This window comes from Sinosporangium siamense (genome assembly GCF_016863435.1).
GTDB lineage: Bacteria > Actinomycetota > Actinomycetes > Streptosporangiales > Streptosporangiaceae > Sinosporangium > Sinosporangium siamense.
The window spans coordinates 78,653-95,658 of the sequence record NZ_BOOW01000013.1 but is presented as its reverse complement, the minus strand read 5'-3'; the positions used below and the strand labels follow the sequence as shown (position 1 = coordinate 95,658).

Genomic DNA, 17,006 nt, shown 5'->3' with positions numbered 1-17,006 from the left:
CGGCCCGTGCCCGCCCGGACCCGGGGAGTACGCCGGCCCGCACCCGGGCACCCCGCGGCCGGGGCGGCCCGGGCTCAGCTCTCGTGGACGAGGGCCGTGAGGCGGGCGAGCTGGTCGGGGTCGGTGCCGGGGAGGACGCCGTGGCCGAGGTTGAAGATGTGGCCCTCGGCCTTGCCGCCGCGGGCGAGGATGTCGCGGGCGCGCTCGGCGACCACGTCGAAGGGGGCGAGGAGCGTGGCCGGGTCGAGGTTGCCCTGGAGGGCCTTGCCGGGGCCGACCCTGCGGGCGGCCTCGTCGAGGGGCACCCGCCAGTCGACGCCGACGACGTCGGCGCCGGCCTCGCCGAGGAGGGCGAGCAGCTCGCCGGTGCCGACGCCGAAGTGGATGCGCGGCACGGACAGGTCGGCGAGGGCGGCGAAGATGCGGCTCGTGTAGGGCATGACGAACTCGCGGTAGTCGGCCGGGGCGACGGCGCCCACCCACGAGTCGAAGAGCTGGATGGCGCTGGCCCCCGCCTCGACCTGGAGGCGCAGGTGGTCGGTCACGATGGTGGTGAGCCGGTCCATGAGGGCGTGCCACAGCGGGGCGTCGCCGTACATCATGGCCTTGGTGTGATCGTGGTTCTTGGAGGGGCCGCCCTCGATCAGGTAGGACGCGAGGGTGAACGGCGCGCCCGCGAAGCCGATGAGCGGCGTGCCGCCGAGCTCCTTGACGAGCGACTGGATCGCCTCGGTGACGTAGGGCACGTCGTCCGGCTCAAGGCGCCGCAGGGCGGCGACGCCGCGCCGGTCGCGGATGGGGTCGGCGACGACGGGGCCGACGCCGGGCTTGATGTCGAGGTCAATGCCGATGGCCTTGAGGGGCACGACGATGTCGCTGAAGAAGATGGCCGCGTCGACGCCGTAGCGCCGGATCGGCTGCATCGTGATCTCAACGATGAGGTCGGGGGTAGCGCAGGCGGCCAGCATGGGCACGTCCGCACGAACCTGCCGATACTCGGGCAACGAGCGGCCGGCCTGGCGCATGAACCAGACCGGAGTGTGCGGCACGGGCTCGCGGCGGCAGGCCCGCATGAAGACGGAGTCAGCGGGATTCACCCCTTCAGGTTCCCATGACCAGGAGGCGGTCCGCGCACTGATGCCGTGCCCCCGTGGGACGCGGGGTACGGCAGAGGCTTGGGTCGCCATATGAGGTGATGTGCAGGTGCGCGGGAGGTAGGGGGGAGGGGTGTCCGTGGGGCGTCGGATGTCCGAAAGGTGGGCATGGGAGGAACCAAGGGTGGATCACATGGGGCACCGGAGGTTTAGGGGCGTTCACCCAGTTCGCCCACCAGTTTTCGGGAGAATCAACCACATTCAGGTGCCCGCTTGGCTTCCGACACCGGCGAAGGAGAGTACAGTGCGCCTCACGGGGGTGTAGTGATCTCTACTCGATTGGCGCAAATGTTCGTCAAGGGACCGCGCGGCATCGATTCTGTCACCACTTTCGGGACACGCCGAGCGCGATGCGGGGAAATGTCGCGGCGGCGTGCCAACGTCGGAGCACAACACGACGAAAGGCCCGTGTGATGACCGCGATGTGGAGTGAGCCCTTTTCATCCCCTGCTGCGAGCCACCGCTGGGACATGCCCGAGATGAGCATGACCCGCCTGGTGCTGACAACCTACCCAAGCTCGCTCAATCGGATGAAAAATGCCCAGTGCCGCTGACACCTGCTCACGCCTCCGTGGTCCCCATGCGTCCAACTACGACCTACGCTTCCGACATGACCCTCGGTGACGTGCCGCCGCCTCCCGCCGTGTTCACACGCGCGGTCGAGAGCATGCGCCTCAGCGAGATCCGCCCTGAGATCGAGCTTGAGGACATTCCGGCCCCTCAACGGCTCGCGCCGTACTCAGCTGCGATGGGCGCCTCGGTCTACCGCGACGACGACGAACTCGCGGTCGGGCGGCTCATCCTGCTCTTCGACCCCGACGGGCAGCGCGGCTGGGACGGCCCGTTCCGCCTGGTCGCCTACGTCAGAGCGGACATGGAGCCGGAGATCACCACCGATCCGCTGCTCGGGCCCGTCGCCTGGAGCTGGCTGACGGAGTCCTTGGACGCCCACGGCGCCGGCTACCGGGCCGCGGGCGGCACGGTGACCAGAGCTGTCTCGGAGGGGTTCGGAAACAAGGCCGAAGACCCTGTCTCCACGGAGCTGGAGCTGCGCGCGTCGTGGTCGCCGGCCGACGAGGACCTCTCCGGCCACGCGGCCGCCTGGTGCGATCTGATGTGCCTGGCCGCAGGTATTCCTCCCCTACCACCAGACGTGGCGTCCCTGTCACCGCGCAGGCGTGAAGATCCGGAGTCCTTCAGGTCGTGACCGACGATAGAACCATCCCTGAGCACGACGTCGTTCCGCTGCTCGAGCCCCGCGAGGGGATTCCGCATGTCATCCAGGCCCCCGAGGACCTGGCCGCGACGATACGGGCGTTCGCCTCGGCGGACGGGCCCGTGGCCGTCGACGCCGAACGCGCCTCGGGCTACCGCTATAGCGGGCGGGCCTATCTGGTCCAGCTCCGCCGTACCGGCGCCGGAACCGCGCTGATCGACCCCGTGGCGTGCCCCGACCTCACGGCGCTGGACGCGGCGCTGGCGGAGGCGGAGATCGTGCTGCACGCCGCGTCCCAGGACCTGCCGTGCCTCGTGGAGCTGGGGTTCAAACCGCGCAAGCTCTTCGACACCGAACTCGCCGGGCGGCTGCTCGGCTACGAGCGGGTCGGGCTCGGCACGATGGTGGAGACCATCCTCGGACTCCGGCTGGAGAAGGGCCACTCGGCGGCCGACTGGTCGACGCGGCCGCTGCCTGAGGACTGGCTGCGTTACGCGGCGCTCGACGTCGAGGTGCTGATCGAGCTTCGGGACGTGTTGTCCACGCAGCTGGAGGAAAGCGGCAAACGGGAATGGGCCGAGCAGGAGTTCCACTCGGTGCTCAACGCCCCCGCCCCACCGCCGCGCGCCGACCCGTGGCGGCGCACGTCGGGCATACACAAGGTGCGGTCGCTACGCGGCCTGGCGGTGGTCCGCGAGCTATGGCAGCTACGCGATCGCATCGCCAGGGACAACGACCTGGCCCCCGGCCGTGTGCTCGCCGACTCCGCCATCGTGACCGCGGCGCTTGAGTCGCCCCGTACGACCAGGACATTGACCGAGATAAGCGGCTTCACCGGGCGCAGCGCCCGGCGGCATCTGCGCGACTGGCTCGCCGCGATCAACAAGGCCCGCATGCTGCGCGAGGTGCAACTCCCCCAGCCCACCACCCCCGGCGACGGCCCTCCCCCCGCCAATCGGTGGGCCGACCGCGACCCCGTCGCCGCCAAACGCCTCGCCGCCGCCCGCGCGGTCGTCGCCGCCCTGGCCGACGAACACCGCATGCCGACCGAGAACCTCTTGCAGCCCGACGCCGTCCGCCGCCTCACCTGGGAACCCCCCGAGGAAATCTCCGACGAGTCCATCGCCGCCCGCCTACGCGACCTCGGCGCCCGAGACTGGCAGGTAGACCTAACCGCCCACCCCCTGGCCAAGGCCCTAACCAGACTGGAAAACAAGGGAGAAATCTAACCCGCCCCCGGCACCCGCCGTCGACCGACGGGCGGGCACCGTATACGCGCTCCCGCACCCACGTACGGCTGCAGCCTCGGAGCCTCGGACACCCGCTACCAAACCGGGCGCGCACCGCAACCGGGATCCGGCTTCAGGCACCGCCGCCGGCCGGGGCGGGCACCGCAAGGGGATCCGGCTCACGCCGCACGCACCCCGGCACACAGGCCACGACCCCAGGCCGGCCCCGAGCGGGGCCTCTCCGCGCGGGACACGACCTCGGGCATTCCGCGGCCAGGCGGGCGTCCCTCCCCTAACGGCACGCGCGCACGCAGCGGCCGTTCCGTGCCGTCCGGCGGACACCGCGGCGACACCCGGCTGGAGGGAGACGACCTGGTACGACGGGCTACCGGGCTCGGGCACATGCCGCCGGCCGGGCGGTGAGCTGGTCGGCCCCTCTTCCGTGCCTGGGCCGCGACCCTAGGCGTTCCACTGCCAGGTGGGCGGGGCCCTGATGTGGGCTCACGTGGTGCACACCCCGCGCGCGAGCCGCCGGGCGGGGCGCCGGACATGGACTTGGCTCACGCCGTACACGGGTGCAGGCCGGCGTCCCAGCTGCACGCCGCCTGCCTGGAAGGTGCCGGACGTGGGCCTAGTCACCCTCGTGTACAGGTCATGTGCGGGTTCGGCTCCTGGCGTGTTCAAGGGGCTGGAGGGGGTGAGTCGGTGAAAGTGGGCCCCCGGTGGCGGGGGGTGACGGCATGATTGCAGAATGCCGCGTGACGCCCCCCTCTCACGTCTCTATCACTCGCCGCCTTCGGGGTTGCCGGGGGCGGTGCGGCTTGCGCGGGTGCGGGCCGGGGCGCGGGCTTCGGGGAGGGTGGCGGTTTCGGTTTTAGCCGGGTCCGTCGGGGTGATGGCCGCGGTGCAGATGATCGCGGCGCGGGTGCCGGGCGGTGGGGCGGCGCCGTTCGCGGTGGTGGCGCTCGCGCTGGCGGTGGCCGCGGTGCCGGCGCTGGCGGTGACGCAGATCCGCTGGGGCAGGGCCGCGCGCGGTGCGGCGCGGCTGGAGCGGGAGTTGTTCGCCCGTGAGCCGGCCCGGCTAGGGGCGCGGCGGGTGGCGAGCCGGCTGCTGACGGCGGCCGGGTGGGGGGTGGCGTTGCTGCTCGCTCTGGCCTTGCCGAGGTTGCTCGCGGAGGCGGGCCTGCCGGGTGTGGCCGAGCCAGCGCGGCACGCCGCGGCGACGGTGGGCGCGGCGGGGGTGACGGCGGGGGCGGGGTTCGTGCTCTGGTGGATGAGGGACGCCTGGGTCGTGGCGCTGCGGGCGATGCGGGGTGCGCCGCCCCCGGGTGATCCGTGGGATCCGGGGTACGAGGAGGCCGATTCGAGCGGCGCGGTGCTCTCCTTCGGCGCGGTGTCGGCCGTGACGGCGCTGGTGGCGGGGCGCGCGCATCTGTGGGTTCCGAGCACCGTGTTGATCTACGCTCTTCTCTTCGGGGCATTGGCGGCCCTGATAGCTTGGAATATAGTTACCGGCGAGTAGCATGGTGGGTGAGCCTTTCAGCCCGCCCTGCGGTTCCGTCGGTCACGGTCGCCCTGCGACGGCCTTCTTCGCCGCCCACCCGGCGGGACGAAGTGGGTCATGGAGCATCGCAACCCGCGCACTGAGGAGTGAACCGAGTGCCTTCGTCTCGTGACGTCGTCTTCGTCGACGGAGTACGCACGCCGTTCGGCCGTTCAGGCCCCAAGGGCCTCTACGCCGAGACACGTGCCGACGATCTGGTCATCCGCGTGATCCGCGAGCTGATCCGGCGAAATCCCACCCTTCCCCCCGAGCGGGTGGACGAGGTCGCCATCGCCGCCACCACCCAGATCGGGGACCAGGGCCTGACCATCGGCCGCGCCGCCGCCGTGCTCGCCGGCCTGCCCAAGTCCGTGCCGGGCTTCGCGATCGACCGCATGTGCGCGGGCGCGATGACGGCGGTCACCTCCGTCGCCGGGGGCATCGCCTTCGGCGCCTACGACGTCGCCATCGCGGGCGGCGTCGAGCACATGGGCCGCCACCCGATGGGCGAGGCCGCCGACCCCAACCCCCGGTTCCTCGCCGAGAAGCTGGTCGACGGCTCGGCGCTCATCATGGGCATGACCGCGGAGAACCTCCACGACCGCTATCCGGCGATCACCCGGCAGCGCGCCGACGCATATGCGGTGGCCTCCCAGGAGAAGGTCGCCAAGGCATATGCCGACGGCAGCATCCAGCCCGACCTCGTGCCGATGGCCACCCGCTCCGCCGAGAAGGGCTGGGGCCTCGCCACCGCCGACGAGCCGCCGCGGCCCGGCACCACCATGGAGGCACTCGCGGCGCTCAAGACCCCGTTCCGGCCCCACGGCCGGGTCAGCGCGGGCAACGCCGCCGGCCTCAACGACGGCGCCACCGGGTGTGTGCTGGCCGCCGCCGAGGTGGCCGAGGAGCTCGGTCTCACCGCCAAGATGCGCCTGATGTCCTACGCCTTCGCCGGGGTGGAGCCCGAGGTGATGGGCGTCGGCCCGATCCCGTCCACCGAGAAGGCGCTGCGCCTGGCCGGGCTGGGCATCGGCGACATGGGGCTGGTGGAGATCAACGAGGCTTTCGCCGTACAGGTGCTGGCGTTCCTCGACCACTTCGGGATCGCCGAGGACGACCCGCGGGTCAATCCGTACGGCGGGGCCATCGCCTTCGGCCACCCGCTGGCCTCGTCGGGAGTGCGGCTGATGACGCAGCTCGCGCGGCAGTTCGGGGAGCGGCCCGACGTGCGTTACGGGCTGACCACGATGTGCGTGGGCATGGGCATGGGCGGAACGGTCATCTGGGAGAACCCCGCGTGGGAAGGTGCGAAGTGAGCGACATCAGGGATCTCTTCACCGACGAGGTCGTCACCAAGGCCCTCGTGCGCGACGTCGAACTCCCCGGCGGCGCGGGCACGCTCGCGCTGATCACGCTGGACAACGGGTTCGACCACACCAAGCCCAACACGTTCGGCCCCGGCGGGCTCATGTCGCTGTCGGACGCGCTCGACACGGTCGCCGGGCGCACCGAACTCGCCGCCGTCGGCGTGACCGGCAAGCCGTTCATCTTCGGCGTCGGCGCCGATCTCAAGGGCGTCGGGCACATCGCGGACCGCGAGACGGCGCTGCAGATCGGACGGCTCGGGCACTCGGTGTTCCGCCGGCTCGGCGAGTTGCCGGTGCCGTCGTTCGCGTTCGTGAACGGCGCCGCCATGGGGGGCGGTGTGGAGATCGCCCTGCACTGCACCTATCGCACGGTGTCGTCGGGGGTGCCGGCCTTCGCGCTGCCCGAGTGTTTCCTCGGGCTTGTCCCGGGCTGGGGTGGCACCTATCTGCTGCCGCGGCTCATCGGTCCCGAGGCCGCGATCAAGCTGATCATCGAGAACCCGCTGTCGCAGAACCGCATGATCAAGGGGCGGGACGTCTTCTCGCTCGGCGTCGCCGACGCGATCTTCGAGCCGGCCGACTTCCTGGAGGAGTCGCTGCGGTGGGCCGCAGGCGTCCTGCGCGGCGAGACCACGGTCGTGCGGCGTGAGCCCGAGGGCGACTGGACCCAGACCGTCGAGGCCGCCCGCGGCCTGGTCGACCTCAAACTCCGCGGCTCCTCCCCCGCGCCCTACCGCGCGCTCGACCTCATCGCCCAGGCGCGCACCGCCACCCGCGACGAGGGCTTCGCCGCGGAGGACGAGGCCCTGGCCGACCTCATCATGAGCGACGAGCTGCGCGCCGGGCTCTACTCCTTCGACCTGGTCCAGCGGCGCGCCAAGCGGCCCGCGGGCGCACCCGACAAGTCCCTCGCCCGCAAGATCACCAAGGTGGGCGTGGTGGGGGCGGGGTTGATGGCGTCGCAGTTCGCGCTGCTGTTCGCGCGCCGCCTCCAGGTGCCCGTGGTCCTCACCGACCTCGACCAGGAGCGCATCGACAAGGGCCTCGCCTACATTCACGCCGAGGTGGGCAAACTCCAGTCCAAGGGGCGGGTCTCCGCCGACGAGGCGAGCCGCCTGCGCGGCCTCGTCTCCGGCTCGCTCACCAAGGACGCCTTCGCCGACGCCGACTTCGTCATCGAGGCCGTGTTCGAGGACCTCGCCGTCAAGCAGAAGGTCTTCGCCGAGGTCGAGGAGGTCGTCACGCCCGAATGCGTGCTGGCCACCAACACCTCCTCGTTGTCGGTCACGAAGATGGCGTCCGACCTCAAACACCCCGAGCGGGTCGTCGGCTTCCACTTCTTCAACCCGGTCGCCGTCATGCCGCTGCTGGAGATCGTGCGGGGCGACAAGACCGACGACGCCACCGTCGCCACCGCCTTCGCGGTGGGCAAGACCCTCCGCAAGTCGTGCGTCCTCGTCAAGGACGCCCCCGCCTTCGTGGTCAACCGCCTGCTCACCCGTTTCATGGGCGAGGTCATCGGCGCCGTCGACGAGGGCACGCCCCTCGAGGTAGCCGAGCACGCGCTCGACGACCTCGGGCTGCCCCTCACGCCGTTCACCCTGCTGCAGCTCGTCGGCCCGGCCGTGGCGCTCCACGTCGCCGAGACCCTGCACGAGGCGTTCCCGGACCGCTTCCCGGTCTCGGCCAACATGGCCGCCCTGGTCGCGTCGGGCAAACCCGGCGTCTACGGGGCCGGCTTCAGCCTCGATCCCGAGGCCGTGGCGATCTTCGGCGGTGGGGACTCCCCCTCCACGGCGGAGGAGGTGCGCCGGCGTGCCCTTGAGGCCCTCGCCGAGGAGGTGCGCCTCATGCTCGACGAGGGTGTGGTCGCGGCGGCCCAGGACATCGACCTGTGCATGATCCTCGGCGCCGGCTGGCCCTTCCACCTCGGCGGCATCACGCCCTACCTCGACCGGGAGGGCGTCTCCAGCCCCCGCTTCCTCGCGCCCGGCGTCGCCTCCCTCCCCGCATAGAGTCCATAAAGTCCTCCCGGCCCCGCGCCGCCCTCGTTCCGGCACGAGCGGCCCTGCGGGGGCCGGGAGTTCTCACTTTCCGACGGGCACCTGAACGGTGGCGCGGCTGTGGCGGCGGCCGTAGACGAAGAAGATCACCACGCCGAGCAGCATCCACACCAGGAATCGCAGCCACGTCTCAACGGGCAGGTTGAGCATCAGGTAGACGCAGGCGAGCACCGACAGTGCGGGCAGCACCGGCACGAACGGCGTGCGGAAGGCCCGCGGCAGATCGGGGCGCGTACGGCGGAGCACCACGATGCCGATCGACACCACGACGAAGGCGAACAGTGTGCCGATGTTGACCAGCTCGGCGAGGGCCGACAGCGGGATGAGGCCGGCGAGGACCGCGGTCAGCAGGCCGATGACGACGGTGGTGCGGGCGGGCGTGCCGTACTTCGGGTGCACTTGAGCAAGGCTGGGCGGCAGGAGGCCGTCACGGCTCATGGCGAACAGGATGCGGCTCTGCCCCAGCATGAGGATCATGACCACGGTGGTGAGCCCGGCGATGGCGCCGACGCTGATCAGGCCGGCGATCCACGGCTGCCCGACGGCACGGAAGGCGTCGGCGAGCGGGGCGGACTCGCTGAGGCGGGTGTAGGACTCCATCCCGACGACGACGAGGGAGACGCCGACGTAGAGCACGGTGCAGACGACCAGGGAGCCGATGATGCCGCGCGGAAGGTCGCGCTGGGGGTTGCGGGTCTCCTCGGCGGCGGTGGCGACGACGTCGAAGCCGATGTAGGCGAAGAAGACGATGGCGGCGGCGGAGAAGATGCCGATGACGCCGAAGGCCACGGGGGTGACGCCGAACATCACCTGGATGAGCGGCGCCGCCAGCCCCTCCACCTCGGGGGTGGTCACCGCCGGGGGGATGAACGGGGTGTAGTTCGCCGCCTTCACGAAGAACAGGCCGGCGAAGATGACCAGGAGCACCACCGCCACCTTGACGGCGACGACGACCAGGTTGACGCGGGACGAGAGTTTGATGCCGAGAACGAGAACGACGGTGAGGATGAGGACGATCACGGCGGCCGGCACGTTGACGACCGCTGTGTCGCCCGCGATGGAGGCGGGCAGGTGGATGCCCGCGGTGGAGAGCAGAGACGTGAAATATCCCGACCAGCCGACCGCCACCACCGCCGCGCCCAGCGCCATCTCCAGCATGAGGTCCCAGCCGATGATCCAGGCCGGAAACTCGCCGATGGTGGCGAAGGAGAACGTGTAGGCCGAGCCCGCGACCGGGATGGTCGAGGCGAACTCGGCGTAGCAGAGCGCGGCCAGGGCGCAGACGATCGCGGCGACGACGAACGACAGGGCGACGGCGGGTCCGGCGAGCTCGCGGGCGACACGGCCGGTGAGGACGAAGATGCCGGTGCCGACGATGACGCCGATGCCGAAGACGGTGAGGTCAAGCGCGCTCAGGTTGCGGCGCAGCCGATGCCCGGGCTCCTCCGTGTCACGGATCGACTGCTCAATCGACTTCGTGCGGAAAATACTCTTCGAACCATTGCCCATCACCACACCTCCCAGTGGGAAGTGCGTACCCGATCAATTAGGTAAGAATCGCATTTTGTCGCTAAGCAAGGGGCCAAATCATGATCTGACTTGGCCCCTCAGCTCGGAGATCTCTCGAATGGATCACCTGGTCGGGTGGTTCTCCAGCGGAGTGCTGCGCTTGGCGACGGCCTCGGTGATCTGACGGGCCAGGGCCTGCGGGGTGAGCCCGATCTCGTTCAGGATCTTGGGCCGCTTGGCGTGGTCGAGGAACCGCTGCGGGATGCCGTAGGTCCGCACCGGCACGTCGACGTCGGCGTCGCGCAGCAGGCGGGCCACTGCGTCGCCGACCGCGCCGACGCGGCCGTTGTCCTCCACGACCACGACGAGCTTGTGCGCGGTCGCGGCGAGCACGAGGGCCTCGTCCAGCGGCTTGACCCAGCGGGGGTCGACGACCGTGGCGGAGATTCCGTGGGCGTCGAGCAGCGTCGCGGCCTCCAGGCAGATGGCCGCCATGGGGCCGACGGCGACGATCAGCACGTCGGGGTCGCCGGCCAGCAGCACGTCCATCTCGCCGAGCTTCCCGACCGCCTCAATGGCCTCGCCCGCCGGGCCCTTCGGGTAGCGCACGACGGTCGGCCCGTCCTTGACCTCGACGGCCTCGGCGAGCAGCTCGCGCAGGCGGTCGGCGTCGCGGGGTACGGCGACGCGCAGGTGGGGGATCACCTGGAGGATGGACAGGTCCCACATGCCGTTGTGGCTCGGACCGTCGTCGCCGGTGACGCCGGAGCGGTCCAAGGTGACCGTGACGGGCAGGCGGTGCAGCGCGACGTCCATGAGGAGCTGGTCGAAGGCCCGGTTGAGGAACGTGGCGTAGAGCGCCACGACCGGGTGCAGCCCGCCGAGAGCGAGGCCGGCCGCGCTGGTGAGCGCGTGCTGCTCGGCGATGCCGACGTCGTAGATGCGGTCCGGATACGCCTCGGCGAAGTCGGCCAGGCCGACCGGGTGCAGCATGGCCGCGGTGATCGCGACGATGTCCTCACGGTCCTTGGCGAGCCGGACGATCTCGTCGCTGAAGACGTTGGTCCATCCGTACGGCTTGGGCACCTCGCGGCCGGTCGCCGGGTCGAAGACGTTGGGCGAGTGGAAGCAGTCCTCGTCGTGGTTCTCGGCCGGCGAGTAGCCGTGGCCCTTGCGGGTGATCACGTGGACGATCACCGGGCGGCGGAACCCCTTGGCCTTGGTCAGGGCCGCCTCGACGAACTCGGTGTTGTGTCCGTCGATGGGCCCGATGTACTTCAGGCCGAGGTCCTCGAACATCGCCTGCGGCGCGAAGATGTCCTTCACGCCCTTCTTGATGCCGTGCAGGGTGTCGTAGACCGGGTTGCCGACGAGCGGGACCTTGGTCAGGTTGTCCCGGACGAACTCCAGCATGTCCTCGTAGCGCTGGGTCGTGCGCAGCGCGGACAGGTGGGAGGCCAGGCCGCCGATCGTCGGCGAGTAGGACCTGCCGTTGTCGTTGACCACGATCACCAGCGGGAGGTCCTGATCCCTGCTGCCGGCGATGTTGTTGAGCGCCTCCCAGGCCATGCCGCCGGTCAGCGCGCCGTCGCCGATCACGGCGACGACCGCGCGGTCGCGCTCCCCGCGCAGCGTGTAGGCCTTCGCCAGGCCGTCGGCGTAGGACAGCGCGGTCGAGGCGTGGGAGTTCTCGATGATGTCGTGCTCGGACTCGGCCTGGCTCGGGTAGCCGGACAGGCCGCCCTCCTGGCGCAGGGTGCCGAACTGCCCGGCACGGCCGGTCAGCATCTTGTGGACGTAGGCCTGGTGCCCGGTGTCCCACAGGATGCGGTCACGTGGCGAGTCGAAGACCCGGTGCAGTGCGATGGTCAGCTCGACCACGCCAAGGTTCGGCCCGAGGTGCCCCGCCGACTTGGCCACGGCGGCGACGCATAGATCGCGGATCTCTGCGGCCAGTGCCGGCAGCTCCTCCGGTTTGAGTCGTTTGACGTCCCGCGGTCCCTTGATCGAAGCCAGCAGGCCATCGCCTGCGCTCGGCTCGCTCACGGAATCATCCCCTCTGCTCCAGCTCGCCATCGAACCGAGTCTAGTTCGCGAACACTCCGAATCCCGCCCGGATCCCACCTCAGCTTCTCCAGATCGGGTACAGCCTGGCGAACCACGCCGTACCGGGTTACCCACATACGTTTAGTCAAACCCCGATAAATCTCTCTTTGGCCTATGGTTGGCACACTATGAACTATCTCCCCATGAGGAAACTCCCGTCACTCCTGGCGGTGACCACGGTCTTCACCCTGATGGGGGCCGGTACGGCACTGGCGGCCACCCCGGCAGCCGACACCACCGTCCGCTCCTCGGCCGCCGCCGGAACGGCCGGCTCGGCGGCCGGGAACACGGTGCTGGCCCCGCCGCGTGGCCGCGCCGCCGCCGTGGCGAACCCGCTCTACCGCTCGGGCACGCTGCCCGTCTCGTCCTGCGCCCCGACGGCCACCCGCAAGGGCAGCGCCGCCTCCTTCCGGTTGTACGCGCAAAAGGTGCACGCATGCCTGAACACCTCGTGGACGGCGCAGTTCAAGAAAGCCCGCATCCCCTTCAGCAGGCCTAACCTGCGTTTTGTCACCTCGCGCATCACCACCCCATGCGGCAAGTGGACCAAAGGCGCGACCGGCGTCTATTGCGGAACCAATCGCACCGTATATATCGCCATCACTAAGAGTAATCTTCGCGATCCATTCGATCTGGGCCTTGCCCAGCTCGTAGCCCATGAATACGCCCATCATGTGCAATATGTCGCAGGCATCCTTCCCTATTACTGGGAGCAGGCCGCGCGCAGTCGCGCGTCCGTTAAGCTCCTGCTCTCCCGCCGCTCGGAACTGCAGGCGGACTGCCTGGCCGGGGCCTTCCTGCGCAGTGCGCAGAACCGTCTTCCCGTGGACCAGGACGAGTGGGACGGCATGATCCGCTGGACGCAGAAGAACGGCCACAAGGGCTGGCCGACGAACGACCACGGTAAAGGCACAAGCCAGGCATATTGGATGCAGCGCGGCTTTAACGCAGGGTCACCTTCGGCGTGCAATACGTGGACCGCTCCGAGTAGCCGCGTGTCCTAGAAATTCGCCGAGTGCAGAGCCGTTCTCGCCATTGCGCCACCTTCGCGCGCAACTTATGACGATAATTGGGCTTTACCTCTAACATTGTCGCAAATAAGGTTCTGTGCACATGCGAATCCCCCTCAAATCGCTCGCATCCGGCGCCCTGGCGAGCCTCATGTTCGCCGGTACGGCACACGCCGGAGTGGAGGCCGAGGCCAAGCAGGCCGCCTCCTACCCGCGGGTGATGACCAGCAATGCGATCTACAAGACCGGTCCGCTCGAGCTGAAGACCTGTGAGGAGGTCCCCGTCCAGGCCGACGACCTGGAGGGTGTGCGTGTCTACCTGGAGTTCCTGCTCGACTGCCTCAACGAGTCGTGGAGCAAGCAGCTCGCCAAGGCGGGCATCCCCTTTGTAAAGCCGAAGTTCCAGGTCATCCCCAGGATCGGGCCGTCGGCCTGCGGGCGGTTCCCCAAGGGCGCCCAGGCGGTCTACTGCTGGGACAAGCGCACCATGGTCGTGCTGCTCGACAAGGCCCTGCTGGCTGAGCCGTACGAACTCGACCTGATGCATGTGATCGCCCACGAGTACGGCCACCACGTGCAGAACCTCACCGGCATCCTGCCCGCCCTCAGCCGGATGGGCAGGAAGGCCTCGGAGAAGGTCCGGCTCGGCCATGTGCGGCGTGTGGAGCTCCAGGCGGAGTGCATGTCGGGCGCGTTCATCGGCAGCGTGTGGCACTCCCTGGGCCGCAAGGAGTTCGACTTCAAGTACATCGTGAAGATGGCGCAGTACGGCGACTCGTTGTCGCACGGCAAGGGCAAGAACATCGCCCACTGGCTGAAGAAGGGCTGGGACGCCGAAGGCCCCCAGGTCTGCAACACCTTCAAGGCCCCGAAGGGCCTGGTCTCCTAGACCAATCGACGCGAAACCGCCCGGTGGGAGGGTTATCCCACCGGGCGGTTTCGGTTTGGGGAGAATTCACCCGATCGGGCGGGCCTTACGGCCCGCCTTTGTGCCGAGCAAGCACCTACCCCCGATGACCCCGCTCAGCTCTTGGCGAGCAGGGAGCGCAGGACGTATTGCATGATGCCGCCGTGGCGGTAGTAGTCGGCCTCACCCGGGGTGTCGATGCGCACGACCGCCTCGAAGGTCTTGTCGCCCGCCCGCACCGTCACCGTGCCCGGGATGGAGCCGATGTTGAGCTCCTCGACACCGGTGATGTCGAAGGTCTCCTCACCGGTCAGGCCGAGCGACAGGGCCGTCTCGCCCTCGGGGAACTGGAGCGGCAGCACGCCCATGCCGATCAGGTTGGAGCGGTGGATGCGCTCGTAGGACTCGGCGATGACGGCGCGCACGCCGAGGAGCGCCGTGCCCTTGGCCGCCCAGTCGCGCGAGGAGCCCGAGCCGTATTCCTTGCCGGCGAGCACCACCAGCGGGATGCCCCGCTCCTGGTAGTTGGCCGAGGCGTCGTAGATCGTGGTGACCGGCGCGCCGTCGGCGGTGAAGTCGCGGGTGAAGCCGCCCTCGGTGCCGGGGGCGATCTGGTTGCGCAGGCGGATGTTGGCGAACGTGCCGCGGATCATCACCTCGTGGTTGCCGCGGCGCGAGCCGTAGGAGTTGAAGTCCTTGACCTCGACGCCGTGCTCACGCAGGTAGCGGCCCGCGGGAGAGTCGGCCTTGATCGCACCGGCCGGGGAGATGTGGTCGGTGGTGACCGAGTCGCCCAGCTTGGCGAGCACGCGGGCGCCGGAGATGTCGGTCACCGGGGCCGGCTTGTGCGGCATGCCCTCGAAGTAGGGCGCCTTGCGCACATAGGTCGAGTCGGGATCCCACTCGAAGGTGTTGCCGGTCGGGATCGGCAGCGAGCGCCAAGTGTCGTCGCCCTTGAACACATCGGCGTAGTCGCGCTTGAACATCTCCTGGCCGATGGAGGAGTTGACGACGTGCGAGACCTCCTCGGGCGAGGGCCAGATGTCGCGCAGGAACACCGGCTTCCCGTCCGCGTCCGTGCCGAGCGCCTCGTGGTCGAGGTCGAAGTCCATCGTGCCGGCGAGCGCGTAGGCGACCACCAGCGGCGGCGAGGCCAGGTAGTTCATCTTCACGTCGGGGTTGATGCGGCCCTCGAAGTTGCGGTTGCCCGAGAGCACGGCGGTCACCGCGAGGTCGCCCGACTGCACGGCCTCGGAGATCTCCGCCGGCAGCGGCCCGGAGTTGCCGATGCAGGTGGTGCAGCCGTAGCCGACGAGGTTGAAGCCGAGCTTGTCGAGGTAGGGCTGGAGCCCGGAGCGCTCGAAGTAGCCCGTGACGACCTGCGACCCGGGAGCGAGCGAGGTCTTGACCCACGGCTTGCGGGTGAGCCCCTTGTCCACGGCGTTCTTGGCCAGCAGGGCCGCGCCGATCATGACGTAGGGGTTGGAGGTGTTGGTGCAGGAGGTGATCGCGGCGATCACGACGGCGCCGTGGTCGATCTCGAAGCTCGGCCCGTCGGCCAGGGTGACCGGCGTCGGGCGGTGCGGGCGGCTATTGGCGGTGGAGTTGGAGGCGGGCGCGTCGGAGGCCGGGAAGGACTCCTCGCTGGCCTCGTCGACACCGTCGACGACGTAGTTGCGCACGTCGCGGCGCCAGGTGTCCTTGGCCGCCGACAGGGCGATGCGGTCCTGCGGGCGCTTGGGGCCGGCGATCGAGGGCACGACCGTGGCGAGGTCGAGCTCGATGTACTCGGAGTAGACGGGCTCCTCGGCCGGGTCGTGCCAGAGGCCCTGGGCCTTGGCGTAGGCCTCGACGAGGGCGACCTGCTCCTCCGAGCGGCCGGTTAGGCGCAGGTAGGCGGTGGTCTCGTCGTCGATCGGGAAGATCGCGCAGGTCGAGCCGAACTCGGGGCTCATGTTGCCGATCGTGGCGCGGTTGGCCAGCGGCACCGAGGAGACGCCCTCGCCGAAGAACTCGACGAACTTGCCGACCACGCCGTGCTTGCGCAGCATCTCGGTGATGGTGAGCACGAGGTCGGTGGCGGTGGCGCCGGCGGGCAGCTTGCCGGTCAGCTTGAAGCCGACGACCCGCGGGATCAGCATCGAGATCGGCTGGCCCAGCATCGCGGCCTCGGCCTCGATGCCGCCCACGCCCCAGCCGAGCACGCCGATGCCGTTTTCCATCGTGGTGTGCGAGTCGGTGCCGACGCAGGTGTCGGGATAGGCCTTGCCGTCGCGCACCATGACCACGCGGGCGAGGTGCTCGATGTTGACCTGGTGCACGATGCCGGTGCCCGGCGGCACGACCTTGAACTCGTCGAACGCGGTCTGGCCCCAGCGCAGGAACTGGTAACGCTCCCGGTTCCGCTCGTATTCGCGCTCGACGTTGCGGCGGAAGGAGTCGGAGGCGCCGAAGAAGTCGACGATGACGGAGTGGTCGATGACCATCTCGGCCGGCGCGAGCGGGTTGATCTTCGCCGGGTCGCCGCCCAGGTCGCGCACGGCCTCACGCATGGTGGCGAGGTCGACGACACAGGGCACACCGGTGAAGTCCTGCATGATCACTCGGGCGGGGGTGAACTGGATCTCGACGCTCGGCGCGGCGTTCGGGTCCCACTGGCCCAGCGCGCGGATGTGGTCGGCGGTGATGTTGGCGCCGTCCTCGGTGCGCAAGAGGTTCTCCAGGAGAACCTTGAGGCTGTACGGGAGGCGCTTGGATCCCTCGACAGCGTCCAGCCGGTAGATCTCGAATGCCGCGTCACCGACGCGGAGCGTGTCACGGCTGTCAAAGCTGTTCGCGGACACGGTGATTCGCCTCCTCGGGCCAATGGTCGTTCGCAGGAAAATCCTGCCGTACCCGGTGA

Annotated in this window: 11 protein-coding genes; 7 read left to right on the top strand and 4 right to left on the bottom strand. The window is 69.6% G+C overall.

Features of this window, described 5'->3' with window-relative positions; genetic code table 11:
• Positions 1 to 74: 74 nt before the first annotated feature.
• Complete coding sequence (gene hemE / locus Ssi02_RS11075) at positions 75 to 1,073, bottom strand: uroporphyrinogen decarboxylase (RefSeq protein ID WP_204024701.1); 999 nt, start codon at positions 1,071 to 1,073, stop codon at positions 75 to 77.
• Between the two features lie 691 nt (positions 1,074 to 1,764).
• On the opposite strand from hemE, the gene Ssi02_RS11070 reads away from it, so the two are divergent.
• From Ssi02_RS11070 to Ssi02_RS11050, 5 genes are all read left to right on the top strand, one after another.
• On the top strand, positions 1,765 to 2,361 hold the full coding sequence (locus Ssi02_RS11070; RefSeq protein WP_204024510.1) for a DUF3000 domain-containing protein: 597 nt from the start codon (positions 1,765 to 1,767) through the stop codon (positions 2,359 to 2,361).
• Positions 2,358 to 3,599: an HRDC domain-containing protein gene (locus tag Ssi02_RS11065; RefSeq protein ID WP_204024508.1), complete on the top strand. Its 1,242-nt coding sequence runs from the start codon at positions 2,358 to 2,360 to the stop codon at positions 3,597 to 3,599. Before Ssi02_RS11070 ends, Ssi02_RS11065 begins: the two co-directional genes overlap by 4 nt.
• 751 nt (positions 3,600 to 4,350) lie before the next feature.
• Positions 4,351 to 5,121: a hypothetical protein gene (locus Ssi02_RS11060; RefSeq protein ID WP_204024506.1), complete on the top strand. Its 771-nt coding sequence runs from the start codon at positions 4,351 to 4,353 to the stop codon at positions 5,119 to 5,121.
• Between the two features lie 137 nt (positions 5,122 to 5,258).
• Positions 5,259 to 6,458, top strand: a complete 1,200-nt coding sequence (locus Ssi02_RS11055) for a thiolase family protein (RefSeq protein WP_204024504.1) — start codon at positions 5,259 to 5,261, stop codon at positions 6,456 to 6,458.
• The gene (locus Ssi02_RS11050; RefSeq protein WP_204024502.1) at positions 6,455 to 8,524 is read left to right on the top strand and encodes a 3-hydroxyacyl-CoA dehydrogenase NAD-binding domain-containing protein; all 2,070 of its coding nucleotides are present in this window, start codon (positions 6,455 to 6,457) and stop codon (positions 8,522 to 8,524) included. The genes Ssi02_RS11055 and Ssi02_RS11050 overlap by 4 nt, the downstream gene beginning before the upstream one ends.
• Positions 8,525 to 8,596: 72 nt before the next feature.
• On the opposite strand, the gene Ssi02_RS11045 is transcribed toward Ssi02_RS11050, so the two are convergent.
• Positions 8,597 to 10,081 carry an amino acid permease gene (locus Ssi02_RS11045; protein WP_204024500.1) on the bottom strand — a complete coding sequence of 495 codons (1,485 nt, stop codon included), beginning with the start codon at positions 10,079 to 10,081 and terminating at the stop codon, positions 8,597 to 8,599.
• Positions 10,082 to 10,204: 123 nt separating this feature from the next.
• The gene (gene dxs, locus Ssi02_RS11040) at positions 10,205 to 12,100 is read right to left on the bottom strand and encodes a 1-deoxy-D-xylulose-5-phosphate synthase (RefSeq protein WP_445009405.1); all 1,896 of its coding nucleotides are present in this window, start codon (positions 12,098 to 12,100) and stop codon (positions 10,205 to 10,207) included.
• A gap of 215 nt (positions 12,101 to 12,315) precedes the next feature.
• On the opposite strand from dxs, the gene Ssi02_RS11035 reads away from it, so the two are divergent.
• Both Ssi02_RS11035 and Ssi02_RS11030 read left to right on the top strand, forming a co-directional pair.
• Complete coding sequence (locus tag Ssi02_RS11035) at positions 12,316 to 13,191, top strand: neutral zinc metallopeptidase (protein WP_204024496.1); 876 nt, start codon at positions 12,316 to 12,318, stop codon at positions 13,189 to 13,191.
• A 109-nt stretch (positions 13,192 to 13,300) separates the two neighbouring features.
• Entirely contained in the window at positions 13,301 to 14,086 is a 786-nt protein-coding gene (locus tag Ssi02_RS11030; protein ID WP_204024494.1) for a neutral zinc metallopeptidase, read from the top strand.
• A 134-nt stretch (positions 14,087 to 14,220) separates the two neighbouring features.
• Here the strand turns inward: Ssi02_RS11030 and acnA are convergent, their stop codons facing one another.
• The gene (gene acnA, locus Ssi02_RS11025; RefSeq protein WP_275410651.1) at positions 14,221 to 16,947 is read right to left on the bottom strand and encodes an aconitate hydratase AcnA; all 2,727 of its coding nucleotides are present in this window, start codon (positions 16,945 to 16,947) and stop codon (positions 14,221 to 14,223) included.
• Positions 16,948 to 17,006 lie beyond the last annotated feature (59 nt).

What these genes read in the sequence shown, in the direction of transcription:
- hemE (WP_204024701.1), bottom strand. Translation starts at nt 1,073, where the DNA reads ATGCGGGCCTGCCGCCGCGAGCCCGTGCCGCACACTCCGGTCTGGTTC.
- Ssi02_RS11070 (WP_204024510.1), top strand. Translation starts at nt 1,765, where the DNA reads ATGACCCTCGGTGACGTGCCGCCGCCTCCCGCCGTGTTCACACGCGCG.
- Ssi02_RS11060 (WP_204024506.1), top strand. Translation starts at nt 4,351, where the DNA reads ATGCCGCGTGACGCCCCCCTCTCACGTCTCTATCACTCGCCGCCTTCG.
- Ssi02_RS11045 (WP_204024500.1), bottom strand. Translation starts at nt 10,081, where the DNA reads ATGGGCAATGGTTCGAAGAGTATTTTCCGCACGAAGTCGATTGAGCAG.
- Ssi02_RS11035 (WP_204024496.1), top strand. Translation starts at nt 12,316, where the DNA reads ATGAACTATCTCCCCATGAGGAAACTCCCGTCACTCCTGGCGGTGACC.
- Ssi02_RS11030 (WP_204024494.1), top strand. Translation starts at nt 13,301, where the DNA reads ATGCGAATCCCCCTCAAATCGCTCGCATCCGGCGCCCTGGCGAGCCTC.